This window comes from Morganella psychrotolerans, assembly GCF_965118875.1.
Lineage (GTDB): Bacteria > Pseudomonadota > Gammaproteobacteria > Enterobacterales > Enterobacteriaceae > Morganella > Morganella psychrotolerans_C.
Map to the genome: position 1 here is coordinate 59,292 of NZ_CBCPJD010000021.1, position 19,066 is coordinate 78,357.

Below are 19,066 nucleotides of genomic sequence, written 5' to 3' on the forward strand. Positions count from 1 at the left end.
TTGCAGGCCAACCTATACTTCGCACACTAATTTTAAGCAGAGGATCCGGATTTGGACAGTTGCAGTGACGACACATTGTAGTAATCCGGCCCGCATTCCTTTCTGAAACTGCCTGCCGGAATCCCGGCGGCGGTGCATTGTCATCATGTACTGCACAATCACGTGTGATCTCCTTTAAAGGGGGACCACTGGTAAAGGTATGCAGCATGTTCATTATTTTTCATACACTCTTTCCTCCCGGTAACTGAGCAGAAATTTCCGTTATTTTCCATTTTTCTGTTTTAACACCTGACGTCATTGCGTCATACAGGTGGAGGTTACTATGTTTGCAATTCCCTATTTACTGAATTTACTTGCCGCACTTGCACTCGGTGCATTAATTGGTGCGGAACGCCAGTGGCGTCAGCGCATGGCCGGACTGAGAACCAATGCCCTGGTGGCAATTGGTGCCACTGTTTTTATTTTAAGCTCTGTCAGTACCTCACCGGACAGTCCCGGCAGGATCGCGGCGCAAATTGTCTCCGGTATCGGGTTTTTAGGTGCCGGTGTCATTATGCGTGAAGGTATGAATATCCGCGGATTAAATACGGCGGCGACATTGTGGTGTTCCGCGGGGATTGGTGTGTTGTGCGGATTAGGGGAGTTCACTATTGCCGCTACTGCCACGCTGGTTATTTTATGCGCAAACATTCTGTTACGGGAGGCTGCGCTGAGGATTAATGCACAGCCAAAAAGCCAGGCTACAGACCTGGTGCAGAACTATAAAATTCGTGTTACCTGCCATGAAAAAGATGAAATTTTAGTCCGTACTGTCATTTTACAGGCTCTGAATGGGTTACATGTCCGTCTTAAATCACTCAGCAGTGCGGACATTCAACAGGGATTACTGGAGGTCTGTGCTGAAGTTGAGGCTACTCTGGCAGAGCAAAAAGAGGTGGAAGGCATCGTTTGCCGGGTCAGTCTGGAGAAAAGTGTCAGTGCGGTGAACTGGATTATTTCATCAGAGCAACCTGTCTGATATTTTCGCAGGGGATTGGTGGCGGTCATTACTGCTGTCGCCAATTGAAATCAGGACATTTACTTATCTGATCAGTTGTTAGCTTTATTTCGCGTATAAACAGAATATTGAAACATGGCAATAATTAATAGCGGGACAGGGATGTGATTTTATTCTTTTATTAAGAATAAAGAACTAAAAAAAATTTATGCAGAGGATAAACGGCGAAGTAGTGATAACGGGATATTGTCATCGCACAAGTGAATAAACTGCGCTTTTTTACGATAGCTACGTGATTTCCATCACAAAAAAAGACTGTAGATTTGGAAATTTTTCAGAAAATTTGCGATACATTGTGATCCGGAGCCCAAATAATGGAAATTATTCATATTGCTCAGACAAAAAAAATAAACCGAAAAAAGGCTAATTTTGATCTGTGTATTATTTTGGAGATAAGCCGTTAAAAACAGCTGTCGGGTGTGTGTACTAATGCGGCGAATGGTTAGTCATTATTCCGTCGATTCCGATTTACTCGTATAATTTGTAAAAACAAAAGTATATAGTAACGTTCTGTTACTATAGCCTCAGGAATCATAATCCTTCTGATTTACGCCCTTATGCTACATTTAATTAACGCTTTTGCTAATAGGAAAATACCGGGATTGCGATACCGGCAGAACACGGATGTAACAAATAACAAAAAGGTACTGTTTACAGTCAGACAGGTATAGCAGGCAAGGGGCGCAAAGAGGGTGTCGGATTTATAAAAGTGTAACCGGAACAGATATACGTGAGCGTATTCACTTTTAAACGAGAAATAAATGGTGGTATAAAAATAAATAATGCTATTTTTTATAAAAAACAGTAATTGAAACGAATATAAAAAACCTGCCAATAATTAAGAATATTAAATATTAAATTATTTTCTTCAGAAATTAAAAGTCGAACCAAGTGTAAATTAAACTAATGAATTGATGTTGGTACTGTCTATTTTTTGATAAAAAACACTTAACATTGATCTCAATCCTGATCAGAAGTCATGCCGTTACATTCTGTCATGATATGGCTATTCTCCTGACAAAAAAATACTAAAATGTGGCTTTAATCATGTGAAATAAGAAAAATAAGTGGTTTATACCACCATTTTAATCAAGCACTACGGCATTATTTATTGTAATGACGGGTTTCTGAATAAAATATTTTGATATGGATCAATATTCTTTGTTCTGTAATGTGGTTGGTGTATTGAACTCATGCCGCACGTAAAAAGAGTCGGATTTACCTGAAGATTACTGGCATTTGACTTATGTGAGTCATAAGTATGGTGGCTATTTGGGATATGAAGAGACAAAATATAATAAATAGTGAAATTGCACTAATGCATGATGGGTTATTTATATCAGGGGGCTAAAAACAAACATCAGTGGCTTGAATAGTTAATTTTGTGGTGCATAATAAATCACGCCCATAAATGATATAAGCTGGCTCAGACATTAAATAAGCTAGTACTGATTTTCATCAGTACTTTTATTGTTTACAGGTATTCCTGATATGTATTTAATTTAAGTTTACTTTTGTGTACTGCACACGCATGCCGGATATTCATATATGGACTGACAGGTCAAACAATGGAATGAACTCCTCCGGTAATTACAATATTACTTAAAACAGGTTCTCAGGCATCACTCAAACCCCGGGTTTGTTTCTGCGCTACATTGATGCTGCTAATATTCGGAAAGGAAAAAAAATGAACCCGACGACTGATTTTCTGAAGCATATTTATGACATTAATCTCTCATATTTACTGCTTGCCCAAAAACTTATCGCTCAGGAAAAAGCCACTGCCATGTTCCGGTTGGGTGTAAGCGACGCCATGGCAACTACATTAGCAAATCTTTCCCTCCATCAATTAGTCAAATTAGCAGAAACTAACCAGCTAATCTGTCAGTTCAGATTTGAAAACAGCGAAACGATTGAACGACTCACACGCGATTCCCGCGTGGATGAACTACAACAAATTCACACCGGAATTTTACTGTCAACCCGCCTGTTACAAACACATGGCGCGGGTGACTCTGACTCACATGCAAGAAAAAGATAAGTATCATGGCTGAAAAAAGTATCATCAAAGAGGCTCAGGATATCCGTCTCGCGATGGAATTAATCACTCTGGGTGCCCGTCTTCAGATGTTGGAAAGTGAAACACAAATCAGCCGGGGACGACTGATTCGGTTATACAAAGAGCTGCGGGGTTGCCCGCCGCCGAAAGGCATGCTGCCGTTTTCGACAGACTGGTTTATGACCTGGGAACAAAATATTCATGCTTCCATGTTTTATAACGCTTACCAGTTTTTAATGAACAGCGGCCAGTGCACCGGAGTTGACGTGATAGTAAAGGCCTACCGGCTCTACCTGGAACAATGCCCGCCTGCGCCCGGTGAGGAGCCGTTGCTGGCGCTGACACGTGCATGGACGCTGGTCCGGTTTGTGGACAGCGGTATGTTGCAATGCTCTGTCTGCTTCGGGTGCAAAGGTTCATTTATCACCTATGCACACATCCCTGAAAACAGTTTTACCTGTAGTCTGTGCCAGCCTCCGTCACGGGCAATAAAAAAACGTAAACTTTCCGCTCATCCCGCCGATATTACGCTATATCGACAGGATGGCATTGCCAAAGCGGTAATGTGATTGGATTGATTTGGTAAACAGGCAAATATATTTTTGCCTGTCCTTCCTGAAAACTCCCTTTGACTGCCATCCGATACCTAACTGAGTGAAAGGGAATAGCGTGTTAATACTCATTGGATACATCATTGTTACAGGCACGGTCATCGGCGGCTATCTGATGGTCGGCGGTCATATGGGTGCTCTTTATCAACCCGCTGAATTTGTTATTATTTTAGGTGCCGGCTTTGGTGCATTTGTCGTTGGTAACAGCGGGAAATCTATTATTGCCCTGGGTAAAGTCCTGCCTCGCCTGTTCCGGCGTTCGGCTTACAACAAAACAATGTCAATGGATCTGATGGCACTTTTGTTTCAGCTTTTGAATAAATCCCGCCAACAGGGGCTTTTGGCACTGGAAAAAGATATCGAAAATCCACAGGAGAGCGATATCTTTTCCCAGTATCCCCGCATTATGAAAGATCCCGTTGCGCTGTTGTTCCTCGTTGATTATCTGCGTCTGATGATTACCAGTAACCTGCAAAGTCATGAAATTGAAGCGTTGATGGAAGAAGAACTGGAAACATTCCGCCAGGAGAGTGAAGTCCCTGCATCCGGTCTGAATATGGTGGGTGATTCCATGCCGGCATTCGGTATCGTCGCAGCGGTTCTCGGTGTGGTCAATGCACTGGCCGCCGCAGATCGCCCTGCCGGTGAGCTGGGTGCGCTGATTGCTCATGCGATGGTCGGAACATTCCTCGGGATCCTTGTGGCCTATGGCTTTATTTTACCTCTGGCTTCGCTTATCCGCCTGCGCAGCGGCGAGCAATTAAAAGTGCTGGAATGTATCAAGGTGACCTTCCTCTCTTCACTTCAGGGCTACCCTCCGCAAATTGCTGTCGAATTTGGCCGCAAAGTGCTGTTCAGCACAGATCGTCCGTCATTTACCGAGCTGGAAGATAAAGTCCGCGAAGTGAAGGTCAGTCACCGTACCGAAGCGAAGGACGAGGAGTAATCAGACAATGAAACCGGGCAATACGCAGATTATCCGCGTCAAAAAGCGGGGTGGACACTCGCACGGCGGCGGACACGGGGGATCATGGAAGATTGCCTATGCGGATTTTATGACTGCAATGATGGCGTTCTTCCTGGTGATGTGGCTGATTTCAATTTCCAGTCCGCAGGAACTGACACAAATAGCGGAATATTTTCGTACACCGCTGAGAACGGCGATTAATCCGGGCTCAAAAACCGGTGATGCGACAAACCCTATCCCGGGCGGTGGCAAGGACATCATCTATCAGGAAGGCGATGTAATGCCGGATCCGAACAGCATGATGGATGAGCAGGGTCAGGATCAGGAAGGTGATTTTGAAAAACTGAAACAAGATCTGGAGCAGGCAATTTTAAATGACCCGCGTCTGAATGAACTGAAGCCGCACCTGCTGATTGACATGATTGATGACGGTTTGCGTATTCAGATTGTGGACAGTGCTAACCGCCCGATGTTTATGGTGGGTTCAACACACGTTGAGCCTTATATGCGGGATATTTTGCGGGCTATTGCGCCGATCCTCAATGATGTGCCGAACCGCATCAGTATCTCCGGCCATACAGATGATCTGCCGTACGCTAATGGTGCGAACTACAGTAACTGGGAATTATCCGCAGAGCGTGCAAATGCATCCCGCCGTGAGCTGGTTCGTGGCGGAATGAATGAACATAAAATTCTGCGGGTGGTCGGGATGGCATCATCTGTTCATCTGGACAAAAAAGACGGGCTGGCACCGATAAACCGTCGTATCAGTATCATCGTTCTGAATGAAGCAGAAAGGGCCAGTATCCTGCATGAATATGAAGGTGCTGTACCAATCAATAGCATACAGGAACTGAACGCGCTGGAGATGCCACCGGCAGGGATACCTGCGGAAAAAAATCCGGCTGAAATCAGTGTGATACCACCGGAGCCGGAAAAACAACCGGTGATCCCGGCAGAACCCGGCGCAATGTCGCCACAGGATGCCGCCACGGCGGCAGACAAACAACAATAAATATGAAACACAGGTACTGCCGGATTTTCCGGCAGTACCTGTCAGTCGTAACACAAGCCAATTGGATAACAGCGATGGATATAACCGAGTTTTATCAAACGTTTTTCGATGAAGCTGACGAGTTGCTCCTTGATATGGAGCAGCATCTGCTGGAGCTCGATCCTCATGACCCGGACAGCGAACAGCTTAATGCCATCTTCCGCAGCGCACATTCTATCAAGGGCGGCGCTGCGACATTCGGATTTACGCTGCTGCAAAAAACCACGCATACCCTGGAAAATCTGCTCGATAAAGCCCGTCATGATGAACTTACTCTGACGCCGGACATCATCGATATCTTCCTGGACACGAAAGATGTGATGGGCTCGCAACTTGATGCCTACAAAAGTGACCGATTGCCGGATGAAGAGAGCTTTAACCGCATCTGTGAAGTTCTGGGCCGTGTAGAGCAGAGTGTCGCAGATGCCGCTGTTATCACAACACAGACTGAGGATAGCATTGGTGATGAACCAACGGAAACAACAGCTGTTTCTGCGGCTGTGGGAACCGGTTTTGCACATCATGTCACTTTTACGCTCAGTCAGTTAAAAGCTACGGAAGTCCCTTTGCTTGCGGATGAACTCGCACTGTTCGGGACTGTTTATAAAACAGAAGAGGGCACAGACACACTGCGGATCTGGCTCGGAACGAATACGGATATTGAAGATGTCTGTGGCGTGCTCTGCTTTGTGGTGGATGAATCGCAGATAGCGCACGAAGAAACACCGGCGGAAGAGTTAGCCGCTATTCTGGCCGCAGAAGAAAAACCGGCGGAGCAGGACGTGCCGGAGGTTGTGCAAGCTCCGCAGGCCGCTCCTGTGGAAAAACAGGCAGAGCCTGCACGCAAAGCACCGGCTGCTAAAACTAAAGGCGACAGCGGCAGTATCCGTGTGGCAGTGGAAAAGGTCGATCAGCTGATTAACCTGGTGGGTGAATTGGTGATTATTCAGTCGATGCTGACACAGCACAGTCAGCAGGTTGAACAGTCAGAATATGCCGAACTGCTCAGTTCGATTGTTCAGCTTGAGCGCAATTCACGGGCATTGCAGGAGTCGGTCATGTCCATCCGGATGATGCCGATGGATTACGTATTCAGCCGCTTCCCGCGCATGGTGCGCGATATCGCCTCCAAACTGAACAAAAAAATCGAACTGAAAGTTGAGGGTAGCTCAACCGAACTGGATAAGAGCCTGATCGAACGGATTATTGACCCGCTGACGCATCTGGTGCGCAACAGTCTTGATCACGGTATTGAACGACCGGAAGTCCGTGCGGCAAACGGTAAGCGGGAAGCCGGAACACTGACGCTGGCAGCAGAGCATCAGAGTGGCAACATCTGTATTGAGGTGCGGGATGACGGCGCGGGACTGAACCGCGAACGCATTCTGGCGAAAGCCCGCCAGCAGGGAATGGATGTCCACGACAACATGACCAATGATGATATCGCGATGCTGATTATGGCACCGGGTTTCTCCACCGCCGAGGTTATCACAGACGTGTCCGGGCGCGGCGTTGGTATGGATGTGGTGAAACGGAACATCCAGGACATGGGCGGACGTATCCAGATTGGCTTTACAGAAGGCAAGGGAACCATCACCCGCATTTTGCTGCCGCTGACCCTCGCTATACTGGACGGCATGTCCGTCAAAATTGCAGACGATGTGTTTATCGTACCGCTCAGCGCCATTATCAGCACATTGCAACCGCGTCAGGAAGATATTTACCGGCTGGCGGGTGAAGAAAAAATGTTGCTGGTGCGCGGGGAGTATCTGCCGCTGGTCGAAATGCATCAGGTATTCGGTATCGATGGTGCGGAACGCGACCTGGCAAAAAGCATTGCGCTGATTGTTCAGAATGCGGGTAACCGTTACGCCTTACTGGTCGACAAACTTGTTGGTCAGCAGCAGGTTGTGGTGAAAAACGTCGAAAGCAACTACCGCAAAATTCCGGGCATTTCTGCCGCGACTATCATGGGTGACGGCACTGTCGCACTGATTGTTGATGTGGCGGAGCTACAGCGGATGAACAACGAAATTTTGTGCAGCAAAAAACTGAACACGTCACACGTCGTGATGCAATAAATAAAGGTAAATGACCATGTCTATGATGGATGATGATTTTAACAAACTTGATGAAGAAAAAAACGGCGAAGGGTATCTGATTTTCACCTTAGGCGAAGAAGAGTACGGTATTGAGATCCTGAAAGTACAGGAAATCCGCGGATATGAACAAGTTACCCGGATTGCGAATACGCCGGACTTTATTAAAGGTGTCACTAACTTACGCGGCGTTATTATTCCGATTATCGACCTGCGGGTGAAATTTTCTCACCAGAACGTGACCTATAACGACAATACCGTAGTGATTGTGGTCAATCTCAAAGATCGCGTGGTGGGTATTGTGGTTGACGGCGTATCGGATGTGCTGGTTCTTAAAGATGAGCAGATTGCGCCGGCTCCGGACTTTGCCGTGACATTATCCACCCGTTATCTGACCGGGCTTGGCACTATCGGTGAGCGGATGCTTATCCTGGTGGACATTGAAAAGCTGCTTTCCAGCGATGAAATGGCGCTTATCGACAGCATGGCTGAATGATAACTAAGCTAAATGGTTTTGGTGTATCTATCACTAAAGTTTTTTTTGATGTGACCGATATCAAAAATACAATAAAACTATGTCAGTAAAAAAATTATGTATAGCCGAATTAAAATTGTATCAGGGCTTTTATCCGTCATTCTTATTTTTGTACTGCTGCAATTAGCATCCAGCGGGCTGATGTTCAGCAAGCTGGGTGATAATCGTGACAGCATTCATTTTCTGGACTCTCTCCAGCGGCAGAGACAAGTTTTAACCCAGAGCTGGGTAAATCTGTTGCAGGCCCGTGCGAACTTAAACCGTGCGGCGAATGGTTTTTTGCTCAAAGATCACCCTTTTAAGGATGATGCCAGTGCAGAAGATCTGATCAACACAGCTCACCGTCAGTTAGCAGAGGCGGATAACGCCTATGCCCGCTATATGAAAATGATGGAAGGGACATCATACGATAAGGCAAAGTTTGAAAAACTGCTTTCAACCTATGAAACTTACCGTAATGCGTTAACCCGGCTGTCAACGTATGTGAAGAGCGACCAGCTGGAACAGTTCTATACCTATGCCACATCCGGTTATCAGGTGAAGTTCGAAGAGCAGTTTAATGCATATTTTGACAGTATTTCGGCTGCATTTCAGAGCGAAGTTGAGAACGGGGAAAACAATTACAGTCAGTCACTTTATATGCTGATTGCGCTTGCCATTATTCTGGCTCTGACCGGTATTATCAGCTACCGCTATGTTAAACGCGGCATTATTTTTCCTCTGAATAATTTGGTGGAACGCATCAATATCTTCGCTGCCGGTGATCTGACCCCGACAGTACAGGTTGATGGTAATAATGAAATAGCGGATCTGGGGCGTGGTGTTCAGCACATGCAGCAGGAGCTTATCAATACGGTGCGCGGTGTGCGTGACGGTAGTGAAAATATTTATCAGGGCACCAGTGAAATTGCAGCAGGAAACAATGATTTATCTGCGCGCACACAAGAGCAGGTTGCCTGTCTGGAGCAGACCGCTGCCAGCATGAGTGAGCTGACTGCCACGGTGAAACAGAATACCGAATATGCCCATCAGGCCAGCGAATTTGCCGGTCAGGCATCTGAAATTGCACGTGAAGGCGGGAAAGTGGTGTCTAACGTGGTGAATACCATGCTGAATATCGCTGATAGTTCACAGAAAATTTCTGATATCACTGCGGTTATCGACAGTATCGCGTTCCAGACCAATATCCTGGCACTGAATGCTGCTGTGGAAGCGGCGCGCGCCGGTGAACACGGACGTGGATTTGCTGTGGTCGCAGACGAAGTCCGCAACCTTGCCCAGCGCAGTGCTAATGCGGCAAAAGAAATTAAAACGCTCATTGAAGACTCGGTATCCCGTACCGGAACAGGCGCCCGTCAGGCAGAAGATGCCGGTGAAACCATGACTAAGATTGTGGAATCCGTCACGCGTGTTACTGACATCATGGCCCATATCGCCACCGCTTCTGATGAGCAGAGCAAAGGAATTTCACAGGTCAGTATTGCAGTGGCTGAAATGGACAAAGTGACGCAGCAGAACGCTTCACTGGTTGAGCAGTCTGCGGTAGCGGCAAATGTGCTGGAAGAACAGGTGGCAAAACTGTCACAACTGATAGCTATTTTCCGCTTACCGGCCTTGAAACACAGGGACGATAAGTATACTGAACCGGCGGCAAGAACGATTTCAAACGTCGTGAAAACCCCGGATCTCAGTAAAATATCATCGAAGAACCATCAAGATGATGACAATTGGGAAACTTTCTAACGACGCGTCTCAGCTTTGCGCTGTCAGGGTGATACCTGACGGCGCTTTTGTGCATCACAGCGATAACAATAATGGAAGCAGGTGAGCTCTGAGCGGACGCAATTGGGGATGGTATATGTTTGGTAAGAGAATTCGGATTTCTGTCAGTTTATATCTGCTACTCATTTTCTTTTGTGGCATGCAGATAATTTCCAGTGGCTTATCGCTGGGAATTGTTTCATCAGAGTTAACGTCGCTGGAACGGGTCGATCTCGGCTCTAAAAAGCGGGCATTGCTGGTTTCATCGTATGAAGATCTGATGCAGGCACGTAACCTGCTGACTCAGGTTGTTATCCATATCAAAGTCGGCTCTGAAGAGAGTGATATCCGTCAGGTGAAAACCGCCTTTGATTTGTTGCTGGACAAAGCCGCTGAAGATTATAACCAGTTTAAAGCGCAGCCGGTTCTCAGTGAGAAAGAGGATTTAGCCGGTATCGAGGAGCAGTATCAGTCTTACCTCGGTGTGGTGAAGGAACTGCGCGGTTATATTGATGCCGGTAATATCCCTGCTTACGTTGAGCACCCTACACAAATGTATCAGGACAGAATGGGGGCGGTTGTCAGTGATTATCTTGCATTACTCGACGATGAAAGCCGCAGTGCCATTGAGTCCGGCACATTCTATAACCGGTTGGCATGGATTATGTTTTTCTGCGTGACCGGCACTATCTTGTTTATCTCTGTGCTCGCGCATTTCTGGATGCGTCACAAAGTGATTAATCCGCTGACCAGCATGGGTGAACATTTTATGCGGGTGTCCGAAGGGAAACTGAATCAGCAGATAGATGTCACGTCCCGTGATGAAATAGGTAGTGTTTTCGGGCAGTTACAACTGATGCAGACATCACTGGCAGAATCGATATCAAACGTTCGCCTGAATACAGACCAAATGTATACCGGAATTCGTGAGATTGCGCTGGGCAATAATAATTTATCATCACGTACAGAGCAGCAGGCCGCCTCTCTGGAAGAGACAGCAGCCAGCATGGAAGAGCTGACCGCCACCGTGAAACAGAATGCGGATAATGCGCGCCAGGCCAGTGAGCTGGCGGTAACCGCATCTAAAATGGCCGGGCGTGGCGGGAAAATCACGGATAACGTGATTGAAACCATGACCTCAATTGCCAATAGTTCGCAGAAAATCAGCGCCATTATCAGCGTAATCGACGGCATTGCATTCCAGACCAATATTCTGGCACTGAATGCGGCGGTTGAAGCTGCCCGTGCCGGAGAGCAGGGACGCGGGTTCTCTGTGGTGGCAGGTGAAGTCCGTGCATTGGCACAACGCAGTGCGGAAGCGGCGAAAGAGATAAAATCATTGATTGATGAGTCCGTTGACCGGGTCGGACAGGGTACTCAACTGGTGGATAGCGCCGGTAAGACCATGGAAGAGCTGGTGATTGCGGTAAATCAGGTGACGGAATTAATGAGTGAAATCGCCTCGGCATCCAATGAACAGAGCCGGGGAATTGAACAGGTGGCAACTGCCGTCAGTCAGATGGATCTCGTTACTCAGCAAAACGCCGCGCTGGTTGAGCAGTCCACCAGCGCCACCGCAGCACTGGAAGATCAGGCTAATAACCTGGTGGAAACAGTGTCGTTCTTTGAATTACCTGACAATAAAGGACCCAAAACCGGCTTTGCCGGCTGATTAAGTCGTGAAACTCCCCGGTTCCGGGCTGCCATATCGCAGGCTGTCCGGTGCCTGGTCGTATGACTATTTTTACAGAAAGGACAACAAGTACGATGCTTTTTGCGCCACAGATAGCACCACTCACAGATGATGAGTTTGGTCGGGTGTGCCGGTTTATTTATAAAAAGTCAGGCATCGTCCTTAGCATGAATAAAAAAAACATGGTCTACAACCGCCTGTTAAAGCGGCTGAGAGACTGCAATACGGGAACATTTGCTGAATACCTGCGCATGCTGGAACGGGAGCCGCTGCACCCGGAATGGCAGGCTTTTATTAATGCACTGACGACGAATTTAACGGCTTTTTTCCGCGAGCCGCACCATTTTCAGACACTGACAGAATTTATCCGCTCCCGCCGTGATCAGCCGATCAACATCTGGTGTGCGGCCTCGTCAACCGGGGAAGAACCTTATTCTATCGCCATGACACTCAGTGATGTTCTCGGACAAAATGCACTGAATGCCAAAGTGATCGCCAGCGACATCGACACTGAAGTGCTGGAAAAAGCCCGTAAAGGTGTTTACCGCCTTGAAGAGCTGAAAAATATGAATGCCCTTCAGCGCCAGCGCTACTTTATGAAAGGCGTCGGAGAATATGAAGGTTATGCGCGGATAAAACCGGCACTCGGCCGGATGGTGGATTTCAGGCTTTTGAATCTGACCGATACTGACTGGCAGTTTCAGGGACAATTTGACGCTATTTTCTGTCGTAATGTCATGATTTATTTTGATAAAGAGATGCAAAAACAACTGCTGGAACGTTTTATTCCGCTACTGAAGCCTGACGGACTGCTGTTTATCGGACACTCAGAGAATTTATCTCAGTTATCCCAGCGTTATGTCATCAGAGGACAAACCGTATACAGCGTTCAGGCTGCCGGGAGAGGTGATGAAAAAAATAAAAGTACTTTGCGTTGATGACTCCGCGCTGATGCGCCAGCTAATGCGTGAAATCATTAACAGTCATCCGGATATGACGGTTGTGGATGTAGCACCGGACCCGTATGTTGCGCGTGATTTGATTAAACAGCATGAGCCCGACGTGGTCACGTTGGATGTCGAAATGCCGCGTATGGACGGAATCGATTTTCTGGAAAAACTGATGCGTCTGCACCCGGTGCCGGTTGTGATGGTCTCCACTCTGACCTCCAAAGGCTCTGAAGTGACGTTAAAAGCACTGGAGCTGGGGGCGGTGGATTTTGTCACCAAACCGCAGATAGGCATCCGTGAAACCATGATGAGTTACCGGGATCTTATCGGTGAAAAAATCCGTGCGGCAGCCATGTCAAAAGTCACCCGGGTAAGCCGTACTCTGCGTCAGGAAAAAACAGCCGCAACACCGGTGGTTACCGGCAAGCCGTTGTCATCGTATGTTTGCCACAACCGCGTGATAGCGGTTGGTGCCTCAACAGGCGGTACTGAAGCTATCCGCCAGTTTCTGGAAATGTTGCCGCCGGAATGTCCGCCGGTGGTTATTACCCAGCATATGCCGGCGGGTTTCACCCGTTCGTTTGCTGAGCGGCTGAACAAACTGTGTGCGCTTACGGTAAAAGAAGCTGAACACGGCGATACCCTGCTGAAAGGGCATGCGTATATCGCACCGGGAGATGCTCACATGCTGATTGTGGATAAAGGGCATGGTTATCAGGTGGCACTGCAACAGACGCCACCGGTAAATCGTCACCGTCCGTCTGTGGATGTGCTGTTTGACTCAGTGGCAGAAAGTGCCGGGCGTAAATGTATCGCGATACTACTGACCGGGATGGGCATGGACGGCGCACGCGGTATGCTTAATCTGCACCAGAAAGGCGCGGTGACCTACGCGCAGGATGAGCGAAGCTGTGTGGTGTTTGGCATGCCGAGAGCGGCAATTGAACTGGATGCCGTCGATGAGATCCGCGATCTCCTCAAAATAGCACCGAGCGTGCTGGAAAGACTTGCCGCTGTTTCCGCATAGCGGGAGCAGCAATTATTCATTGTATTGAAGCAGGAGTGGTTATGGCCGCTAAAGATTTAAATTTTCTGGTTGTTGATGATTTTTCCACAATGCGCCGTATTGTACGCAACCTCTTAAAAGAGTTGGGATACAACAAAATTGAAGAGGCTGAAGACGGCGTGGATGCACTGGAGAAAATCCGTGCGGGACAGATTGATTTTGTGGTGGCGGACTGGAACATGCCGAATATGGACGGACTGGAGTTGCTGAAAACCATCCGTGCAGATGAGGCACTCAAGCACATTCCGGTCATGATGGTCACCGCCGAAGCCAAAAAAGAGAACATTATTGCCGCAGCCCAGGCGGGTGCCAGTGGTTATGTCGTCAAGCCGTTCACCGCAGCCATTCTTGAGGAAAAGCTGAACAAGGTGTTTGAAAAGATGGGTCTGAACTGAAAAGTATCAGCAGAGGGAAAGCAGGATGACGGAAAGCATATCAACGGACAGAAATAAAAACAGTGATGATGATTTAAAACAGATCATCACCCGGGTTGGTTTTTTAACGAGGATGTTGAGAGAAAGCATGCGTGAACTGGGATTAGAAAAGGGCGTGCAACAAGCGGTCGCGACAATTCCGGACGGAAAAGACAGATTGCGTTACATCGCTCAGATGACAGCACAGGCCGCCGAAAGAACACTCAACGGGATAGACACCATCAAGCCGTTACAGGTAAAGATGCATGATGAGGCGCTGGATTTGCAGGCACGCTGGCAATCGTCCCCGTCACCGGAGAGTGACCCGTTATTGCAGGAATCAACCATGGCCTTTATCCGCCGGGTGATTGACGGCAGTGCGGTGACCAAAAGTGAGCTGATGGAAATCATGATGGCGCAGGACTTTCAGGATCTGACCGGCCAGGTTGTGAAAAAAATGATGGAAGTCGTGGAAGAGACAGAGAAACAGCTGTTATTCCTGCTGATGGAAAATACACCGGCGGATATCCGTGCAAAACATCCGGTCGACAGTCTCAAGAACGGGCCGCAGATTGATCCGAAAGGCTCAAATGTGGTGGCATCTCAGTCACAGGTTGATGACTTGCTGGATGAACTCGGATTTTAGTTGTAAAAAAACCGCAGTAAGGATACTGCGGTTCAGAAATATCGTTCCACACGGGAAGGATATTAGATACCCATTGCCTGCTTAACCTGAGCCAGTGCTTCGCTACCGGCTTTACATGCAGCATCCTGCTGGTCTTTAGGCATTGCAGCGATTTGCTTTTTAGCATCATCGTACTGCTTCATCATTGGCTCTAACTGAGCTTTAGCTGCTTCATTTTCGCTGGCTTTTTTCATTAAAGCATCAACTTCAGAGAAGTATTTGTTGCAAGTTTCAGTGGCACCCGGAACGGCTGATGCTGTTTTTTCTTCGCCGGAACATGCGGTAAGTGCCAGAGCCATCAAACCCAGAGAGCAGGCTAAAATTGTTTTTTTCATGTAGTGAGTACCTTGCTTGTGATTATCGTGGAATAAACCGTCCGGAATTATAGATAAACCAGCAATTATGCCTATCGGAATTATTCCTAATTTAATGTTTTAGGTGAAATACGGGGTTTCGTGGGGCTGCGGACGGATTTGCGCAGATAAAGCATTGCAAGAGCATGATTTGTTTCCTGAGTAAGTTATTTTCTGCTGGAAAGTTCATCAGAGCAGCTTTAATCAGGGAATTACCCCGTTAAGATCAGTCATTTTCCACCATTGAATCAGCAGTACTCTGTCATGCTATAGCCATAAGCAAAATAGCCGCAGACGGCGGAGGCGTGCGTGTCTGATGAAAGTGATGTAGAAAAAACAGAAGATCCCACCCCCCATAAAAAACAGAAAGCGAAAGAAGACGGTCAGATAGCCCGCTCAAAAGAGCTCAGCTCACTGATGATGATGCTGGCAGGGGTTAGTTTGCTGTGGTTAAGCGGCGGACATCTGGCGGCACAGCTGCGTACTATTTTTCGCCAGGGATTTATTTTTGACAGTTTTTATCTGCAAAACTCCGGGTTGATGCTCAGTTATCTGGGCAAAGTGATAACGGAAGCGCTGTTTGCGCTGCTGCCGGTTGTCGGCGGGCTGGCGCTGGTGGGTATTTCGGCATCGGCACTGGTCGGCGGGCTGGCATTCAATACGAAATCCATCAAGTTTGATCTGTCAAAACTCAGTCTGTTAAAGGGGCTTAAACGCATTTTTTCCATGAATGCGCTGGCCGAGTTATTCAAAGCCATTCTCAAATCCGCATTTATCGGTCTTGGTGCATGGGTTTTTTTATGGCAGGCCTGGCCCTCATTACTGCATCTGGCAATGGAATCACCGGGAACAGCAATGGGTAATGCGATGCAGAAAGTCATTTTTGCCGGTTATCTCATCATATTCATGCTGATCCCGATGGTGGCGTTTGATGTGTTCTGGCAGTTGCGTTCTCATCTGAAAAAGCTGCGGATGAGCCGTCAGGATATCAAGGATGAGTTCAAACAGCAGGAAGGTGACCCGCAGATCAAAGCAAAAATTCGCCAGCAACAGCGGGCGATGGCGCATAACCGCATGATGGCGGATGTACCGCGTGCTGATGTCATCGTGACTAACCCTACACATTACGCGGTTGCCCTCAAGTATGACGATAAAAAAATGAGCGCCCCCAAAGTGCTGGCAAAAGGTGCCGGTGTACTGGCACTGCGGATAAAAGAGATTGGTGCGGAAAACCGCATTTTACTGCTGGAAGCACCACCGTTGGCGCGTGCGTTGTACCGCCATGCTGAAGTGGGTCAGTCAATACCGGTGGCACTGTATGCCGCCGTGGCTGAAGTGCTGGCATGGGTGTTTCAGTTGCGTCGCTGGCGTCGTGAAGGCGGGCTGAAACCGAAGAAACCGAAGAATTTACCGGTGCCACAGGCACTTGATATTGTTGGAGAAAATAACTGAAATGGCTAATCTGGCTGCACTTTTAAGATTACCGAAAAACATGCAGGGAGCACAATGGCAGTTACTTGCAGGACCTGTGCTCATTTTGATGATCCTGTCCATGATGGTTCTGCCGCTGCCGGCCTTCATTCTGGATTTGCTGTTTACGTTTAATATCGCACTTTCCATTATGGTTCTGCTGGTCGCCATGTTTACCCGGCGTACTCTGGATTTTGCGGCATTCCCTACCATTCTGCTCTTCTCGACCCTGTTGCGCCTGTCACTGAACGTGGCATCGACCCGTATTATTCTGATGGACGGACACACCGGACCGGCTGCTGCCGGACAGGTAGTGGAAGCATTCGGTCACTTTCTGGTCGGCGGTAACTTTGCTATTGGTATTGTGGTCTTTATTATCCTGGTATTAATTAACTTTATGGTTATTACCAAGGGGGCAGGGCGTATTGCGGAAGTGGGTGCCCGCTTTGTTCTGGATGGTATGCCCGGTAAACAGATGGCTATTGATGCCGATTTGAACGCTGGTATTATCACGGATGAAGAAGCCAAACGCAGGCGCACCGAAGTCACTCAGGAGTCTGATTTTTACGGCTCGATGGACGGTGCCAGTAAATTTGTCCGTGGTGATGCCGTCGCCGGTATTATGATCATGGTGATTAACGTGATCGGCGGGCTGATTGTCGGGGTTGCCCAGCATCAGATGCCGCTGGCTGATGCCGCCAGTACCTATACATTGCTGACCATCGGTGATGGTCTGGTAGCACAGATCCCCGCACTTATCATCTCAACGGCTGCCGGTGTTATTGTGACCCGCGTGGCGACAGATGAAGATGCCGGCGAACAGATGATTTCCCAGCTGTTCAATAACCCGCGGGTTATGTGGCTCAGCGCCGGGGTGCTTGGGTTGCTCGGGCTTATCCCGGGGATGCCGAACTTTGTTTTCCTGCTGTTCACTGCCGCACTTGCCGGTCTCGGCTGGTATCTGGTGAAAAAATCACAGGCACCGGAGAAAGTCACAGAAACTAATGTGCAGGATAAGCATTTCCGTGAAGCCAATAAAGTAACGGAAGCCACCTGGGACGATGTTGTCGCCGAAGATTTACTGGCAATGGAAGTTGGCTACCGGCTGATCCCGCTTGTCGATAATGACCAGCAGGGCGAGCTGCTCGGACGTATTCGCGGATTGCGCAAAAAGTTTGCGCAGGAAGTAGGGTATCTGCCGCCGGTGGTACACATCTGTGACAACCTGGAACTGACCCCGACGACTTATCGTATTTTGATTAAAGGCGCGGAAGCCGGGCGCGGAGAAGCTCAGCCGGGTCGCTGGCTGGCGATTGATCCCGGCAATGCGGCAGGCTCTCTGGAAGGGGATGCGACGCAGGAACCAGCCTTCGGATTGCCGGCGGTGTGGATTGATGATGACCTGCGTGAGCAGGCGCAAATCCAGGGTTATACCGTGGTTTCCGCGAGTACAGCGGTGGCGACGCACTTTAATCAAATCCTGATGGAGTACGCAAGTGACCTGTTCGGGCGTCAGGAAGCACAAATGCTGTATGACCGCGTGAAAAAAGAGATGCCGAAACTGGCGGATGACCTTATCCCTGATACATTGTCACTGACGCTTTTCCACCGCGTTCTGCAAAATCTGCTGGCAGAAAACGTGATGATCCGCGATATGCGCACCATTATTGAAACACTGGCCGAGCAGGTGGGTGAGAACGGCGAACAGAAAGACACTGATATTCTGACATCTCAGGTGCGGATAGCCCTGGGACGTGCGATCACACAGCAGTGGTTTGGCTCTGCCGGTGAAATTCAGGTTATCGGGCTGGATGCGGGTCTGGAGCAGATTCTGTTACAGGCGTCGAAAAACGGCGGCGGGCTGGAGCCGAACCTGGCGCAGAGCATTGAGCAGCAGGCAATCGCTGCGGTATCACATCAGGAAGCCATGGGCGCACCGACGGTATTGCTGGTAAATCACTCCCTGCGTCTGATTTTATCCCGCTTCCTGCGCCGCAGTCTGCCGCAGTTGGTGGTGATGTCAAATCTGGAACTGAATGACCGCCGCCAGATAAGAATGACGTCGATGATTGGCGGTTAATCACGGGTTTAGCCATTACCGTAATACTCTGCGGGAGTCTGTGAAAACAGGCTCCCGTTTTTTGTATAACAATATATTTATAGCCAGCGTCACTCAGGGTGCAGTTTTTGCCGGCGCATAAAATTGCCCGTCACCGGAGCGGTACTGCGGATTATGAGCCGGTCAAATCATGACCGGCATTTTTCATTGCACACAGATGCGGCTTACTCCGCC

16 protein-coding genes are annotated in these 19,066 nt (G+C 48.3%); 15 read left to right on the plus strand and 1 reads right to left on the minus strand.

Annotated elements, in window-relative coordinates; all coding sequences use genetic code 11:
- Positions 1-322 precede the first annotated feature (322 nt).
- From ACMHKJ_RS17430 to ACMHKJ_RS17490, 13 genes are all read left to right on the plus strand, one after another.
- On the plus strand, positions 323-1,018 hold the full coding sequence (locus tag ACMHKJ_RS17430; RefSeq protein ID WP_413495915.1) for an MgtC family protein: 696 nt from the start codon (positions 323-325) through the stop codon (positions 1,016-1,018).
- Between the two features lie 1,726 nt (positions 1,019-2,744).
- A complete protein-coding gene (flhD, locus tag ACMHKJ_RS17435; RefSeq protein WP_067361446.1) occupies positions 2,745-3,098 on the plus strand; it encodes a flagellar transcriptional regulator FlhD in 354 nt (117 codons plus the stop codon).
- 5 nt (positions 3,099-3,103) lie between these two features.
- Complete coding sequence (gene flhC / locus ACMHKJ_RS17440; RefSeq protein ID WP_413495917.1) at positions 3,104-3,685, plus strand: flagellar transcriptional regulator FlhC; 582 nt, start codon at positions 3,104-3,106, stop codon at positions 3,683-3,685.
- 100 nt (positions 3,686-3,785) lie between these two features.
- Positions 3,786-4,673: a flagellar motor stator protein MotA gene (motA, locus tag ACMHKJ_RS17445; protein ID WP_413495919.1), complete on the plus strand. Its 888-nt coding sequence runs from the start codon at positions 3,786-3,788 to the stop codon at positions 4,671-4,673.
- Between the two features lie 7 nt (positions 4,674-4,680).
- The gene (motB, locus tag ACMHKJ_RS17450) at positions 4,681-5,709 is read left to right on the plus strand and encodes a flagellar motor protein MotB (RefSeq protein ID WP_413495920.1); all 1,029 of its coding nucleotides are present in this window, start codon (positions 4,681-4,683) and stop codon (positions 5,707-5,709) included.
- Positions 5,710-5,783: 74 nt separating this feature from the next.
- Positions 5,784-7,829: a chemotaxis protein CheA gene (gene cheA, locus ACMHKJ_RS17455; protein ID WP_413495922.1), complete on the plus strand. Its 2,046-nt coding sequence runs from the start codon at positions 5,784-5,786 to the stop codon at positions 7,827-7,829.
- A gap of 16 nt (positions 7,830-7,845) precedes the next feature.
- Positions 7,846-8,343 (plus strand): chemotaxis protein CheW, encoded by a 498-nt coding sequence (cheW, locus tag ACMHKJ_RS17460; RefSeq protein ID WP_067361474.1) that lies wholly within the window; start codon positions 7,846-7,848, stop codon positions 8,341-8,343.
- A gap of 96 nt (positions 8,344-8,439) precedes the next feature.
- Positions 8,440-10,125, plus strand: coding sequence for a methyl-accepting chemotaxis protein (locus tag ACMHKJ_RS17465; RefSeq protein WP_413495924.1), 1,686 nt, complete (start codon positions 8,440-8,442; stop codon positions 10,123-10,125).
- Positions 10,126-10,240: 115 nt separating this feature from the next.
- Positions 10,241-11,815 carry a methyl-accepting chemotaxis protein gene (locus ACMHKJ_RS17470; RefSeq protein ID WP_413495926.1) on the plus strand — a complete coding sequence of 525 codons (1,575 nt, stop codon included), beginning with the start codon at positions 10,241-10,243 and terminating at the stop codon, positions 11,813-11,815.
- 95 nt (positions 11,816-11,910) lie between these two features.
- Positions 11,911-12,774 carry a CheR family methyltransferase gene (locus ACMHKJ_RS17475; RefSeq protein ID WP_067403146.1) on the plus strand — a complete coding sequence of 288 codons (864 nt, stop codon included), beginning with the start codon at positions 11,911-11,913 and terminating at the stop codon, positions 12,772-12,774.
- Positions 12,746-13,813 carry a protein-glutamate methylesterase/protein-glutamine glutaminase gene (locus tag ACMHKJ_RS17480; RefSeq protein ID WP_413495928.1) on the plus strand — a complete coding sequence of 356 codons (1,068 nt, stop codon included), beginning with the start codon at positions 12,746-12,748 and terminating at the stop codon, positions 13,811-13,813. The genes ACMHKJ_RS17475 and ACMHKJ_RS17480 overlap by 29 nt, the downstream gene beginning before the upstream one ends.
- 41 nt (positions 13,814-13,854) lie before the next feature.
- Positions 13,855-14,247 (plus strand): chemotaxis response regulator CheY, encoded by a 393-nt coding sequence (cheY, locus tag ACMHKJ_RS17485; protein WP_067361487.1) that lies wholly within the window; start codon positions 13,855-13,857, stop codon positions 14,245-14,247.
- A gap of 25 nt (positions 14,248-14,272) precedes the next feature.
- Complete coding sequence (locus ACMHKJ_RS17490) at positions 14,273-14,911, plus strand: protein phosphatase CheZ (protein WP_413495930.1); 639 nt, start codon at positions 14,273-14,275, stop codon at positions 14,909-14,911.
- 62 nt (positions 14,912-14,973) lie between these two features.
- Here ACMHKJ_RS17490 and ACMHKJ_RS17495 read toward each other — a convergent pair whose 3' ends face one another.
- Positions 14,974-15,285, minus strand: coding sequence for a DUF5339 domain-containing protein (locus ACMHKJ_RS17495; RefSeq protein WP_067402370.1), 312 nt, complete (start codon positions 15,283-15,285; stop codon positions 14,974-14,976).
- A 327-nt stretch (positions 15,286-15,612) separates the two neighbouring features.
- Here ACMHKJ_RS17495 and flhB point away from each other — a divergent pair, with 327 nt between their 5' ends.
- Together flhB and flhA are read left to right on the plus strand one after the other, a co-directional pair.
- On the plus strand, positions 15,613-16,755 hold the full coding sequence (gene flhB, locus ACMHKJ_RS17500) for a flagellar biosynthesis protein FlhB (protein WP_413495932.1): 1,143 nt from the start codon (positions 15,613-15,615) through the stop codon (positions 16,753-16,755).
- Position 16,756: 1 nt separating this feature from the next.
- Positions 16,757-18,853 carry a flagellar biosynthesis protein FlhA gene (gene flhA, locus ACMHKJ_RS17505; protein ID WP_413495933.1) on the plus strand — a complete coding sequence of 699 codons (2,097 nt, stop codon included), beginning with the start codon at positions 16,757-16,759 and terminating at the stop codon, positions 18,851-18,853.
- Positions 18,854-19,066 lie beyond the last annotated feature (213 nt).